This is a genomic window from Mycobacterium sp. E2327 (genome assembly GCF_001672675.1).
GTDB lineage: Bacteria > Actinomycetota > Actinomycetes > Mycobacteriales > Mycobacteriaceae > Mycobacterium.
This window is the reverse complement of record NZ_LZKE01000108.1, coordinates 1-2,912: the sequence shown is the minus strand read 5'-3', so window position 1 is coordinate 2,912 and position 2,912 is coordinate 1. Positions and strand designations below refer to the sequence as shown.

Annotated in this window: 4 protein-coding genes and 1 pseudogene; all 5 read left to right on the top strand. The window is 70.4% G+C overall.

The features are described 5' to 3' along the window. A pseudogene (locus A5712_RS12570) lies at window positions 1-309 on the top strand (hypothetical protein); the annotation flags it as partial. Window positions 310-434: 125 nt separating this feature from the next. After that, window positions 435-998 (top strand): elongation factor P, encoded by a 564-nt coding sequence (gene efp / locus A5712_RS12565; RefSeq protein WP_068105036.1) that lies wholly within the window; start codon window positions 435-437, stop codon window positions 996-998. A 9-nt stretch (window positions 999-1,007) separates the two neighbouring features. Continuing rightward, window positions 1,008-1,466 carry a transcription antitermination factor NusB gene (gene nusB, locus A5712_RS12560; RefSeq protein ID WP_068105033.1) on the top strand — a complete coding sequence of 153 codons (459 nt, stop codon included), beginning with the start codon at window positions 1,008-1,010 and terminating at the stop codon, window positions 1,464-1,466. Then, complete coding sequence (locus tag A5712_RS12555) at window positions 1,463-1,849, top strand: antitermination protein NusB (protein ID WP_068105030.1); 387 nt, start codon at window positions 1,463-1,465, stop codon at window positions 1,847-1,849. The genes nusB and A5712_RS12555 overlap by 4 nt, the downstream gene beginning before the upstream one ends. A gap of 14 nt (window positions 1,850-1,863) precedes the next feature. Then, window positions 1,864-2,912, top strand: a 1,049-nt coding sequence (locus A5712_RS12550; protein ID WP_068105027.1) for a PucR family transcriptional regulator, incomplete at its 3' end; no start/stop codon positions are given.

Here is a 2,912-nt window from a genome sequence, read left to right as displayed (position 1 = left end):
GCGGCGGCGGCTCAGGAGCAGTTCGTGCGGCAGTTGGCCAACGGCGCGGGATTGTATGCGGCCGCCGAGGCCGCCAACGCCGCGATGCTGCCGCCCGCGGAATCGATCACCGGCGCGATATCGACCCTATGGGGCGACGTACAGAATTTCTTCGCCGGCGCTCTCACCACCTTCGAGCAGATGCTCAACCAATTAGCGGGATTTCTGCTTCCGCTGATTCGCGAAGCCATCGCATTCTCGACCGCTTTTTTCTTTGTGTTCGTCCTGCCCACGATCGACATCGCGCTGAATATCCTGGTTGCCCTCTAGGGGCCGGGGTGCGCGCGATCACGGGCGCACGGTTCGGGCCGGTGCCGCGGCGCGGGTAATCTGCATGGGGCGAACCGACAGCGATGTTCGCGGAGAACTGCCATCCCTTAGGAGATACACCGACCGTGGCGACGACTGCCGACTTCAAGAACGGACTGGTGTTGGAGATCGACGGCCAGCTATGGCAGATCGTCGAGTTCCAGCACGTCAAACCCGGCAAGGGGCCGGCCTTCGTGCGCACCAAGCTGAAGAACGTGCTGTCCGGCAAGGTGGTCGACAAGACCTACAACGCGGGCGTCAAGGTGGAGACGGCCACCGTCGACCGCCGCGACGCGACGTACCTGTACCACGACGGCTCGGACTTCGTGTTCATGGACAGCCAGGACTACGAGCAGCACCCGCTGCCCGAGTCCCTGGTCGGCGACGCGTCGCGCTTCCTGCTGGAGGGTCTGCCCGTGCAGATCGCGTTCCACAACGGGGCGCCGCTCTACATCGAGCTGCCGGTGTCGGTCGAGCTCGAGGTCACCCACACCGAACCGGGCCTGCAGGGCGACCGGTCCAGCGCCGGCACCAAGCCGGCCACGCTGGAGACCGGCGCGGAGATCCAGGTGCCGCTGTTCATCAACACCGGGGACAAGCTGAAGGTGGACTCGCGCGACGGTAGCTACCTGGGCCGCGTCAACGCGTGAGCGGGCCGCATGGCTGCTAAGGGACGCCATCAGGCGCGCAAACGCGCCGTCGACCTGTTGTTCGAGGCCGAGGCCCGGGAGCTGACCCCGGCCGAGGTGGTCGACGTCCGCACCGCGCTGGCCGACGCGAATCCCGACGTGTCGCCGCTGTACCCGTACACCGCCGCCGCGGCGAGGGGTGTCGGTGAGCACCTCGCCCACATCGACGACCTGATCAGCTCGCACCTGCAGGGCTGGACGCTGGACCGGCTGCCCGCGGTCGACCGGGCCATTCTGCGCGTCGCGGTGTGGGAGCTGCTCTACGCCGACGACGTCCCCGAGCCCGTCGCCGTCGACGAGGCCGTGCAGCTGGCCAAGGAGCTGTCCACCGACGAGTCGCCGGGCTTCGTCAACGGGGTGCTCGGCCAGGTCATGCTGGTGACCCCGCAGATCCGCGCCGCCGCCAAGGCGGTCCGCGAAGAACAATGACCCGGTTGGAGCTGCGCGTCGCGGTCGCGGCCTTCCTGGCCGCGACGGTGGTGCTGGGCGCCGTCGTATGCGCGGCCTACGGGTGGAGCATCGTCGCGTCGGCGCTCGCGATCTACGCGCTGGGCGTCGGCGCCTGGCTCTACCACTCGATCGAACGGCTCATGGTGGCCCGCCGCATCAGCACGGTCCGGTCGGCCGCCCGGCCGCTGCAGCCGCTGCTGCCGGTGATGGCCGCCATCATGGGCCTGACGCAGGCCGTGGTGCGCTCGCTGAGCGACGTCACCGAGCTGCCCGCGCGCAGCCGGGAGCTCCCCGTGCTGCGCTGGATGGACTCCAGGGCAAACCGGCGGATCGTAGCTAGCGACGACGAACTGGACGGCTGAACCGGGAGCGGCTCGTGATCACTTTGGACCGCTTGGTCAACGTGCTGGGGGGTTACGGGGTCAGGGTGCGGTGGTCTTCGGTGCCAAGGTCGACCGAACTGCGCAGCGTGGTGATTCACGAGTCGGCCGCCGCGCGTCCGCCCGTGGGCGACGTGTTGCTGGCGATCGGGGCCGGCTCCCTGCGGGAAGCCGTCGACTGGGCGGCGTCCGCCCGCGCGGTGGTGCTGCTGGCGCGCGGTGACGAGGAGCCGACGCCGTCGGACGGCGGTGCCGGGCCCGGCGCGGTGATGGTGCTCGACCCGTCGGTGTCGTGGAGCGAGGTCGCCGCGGTGGTCTACGGGCTGGTGCTGGAGGGCCGCGAGACCGAATCCGGGCGCGGCCCAACGGATTTGTTCGCGCTGGCCGACAGCCTGGCCGAGTCGACCGGCGGTGCGGTGACTATCGAGGACGGGCGGTTGCGGCTGCTGGCGTATTCGCGGCCGCAGCAGCACGCCGACGCGGCGCGCGTCGAGACGATCCTGGGCCGTCAGGCCCCGGAGCGGCTGCGGGAGCTCCTCGAGGCGCGGGGCGTGTTCGCGCACCTGGCCGCGTCCGACGACCCGGTGTTCGTCGGCGCCGACGCCGAGCACGGCCTGACCGGGCGCATGGTGGTCGCGGTGCGTTCCGGACGGGAGCTGCTGGGTTCGGTGTGGGTGGCCTGCGCGGCCCCGTTGGACGGTGCCGAGCGGGACGCGCTGACCGACGGCGCGCACACGGTGGCCCTACATTTGCTCCGCTCCCGAGCCAGCGCGGACTTGGAGCGCCAGGTCGAATCCGAGCTGGTGATCCGGTTGTTGGAGGGCACCATCGAGGCCGCGACGCTGGCCAGCCGACTGGGCCTGTCGCGCGGACCGCTGCGCGTGATTGCGCTGCAAGCGGTCATCGACGGCGAGCGCGACGCCGCGCTGCTGTTGGCATTCGATCGCGCCACCGCGGGGTTCGGCTGGTCACGGCCCGGCCGCAGCGCGCTGGCTGGAAACACGGTCTACACCGTCCTTCCCGGCGAGTCGGCGGACGCGGCGCG

What these genes read in the sequence shown, in the direction of transcription:
- nusB (WP_068105033.1), top strand. Translation starts at nt 1,008, where the DNA reads ATGGCTGCTAAGGGACGCCATCAGGCGCGCAAACGCGCCGTCGACCTG.
- A5712_RS12555 (WP_068105030.1), top strand. Translation starts at nt 1,463, where the DNA reads ATGACCCGGTTGGAGCTGCGCGTCGCGGTCGCGGCCTTCCTGGCCGCG.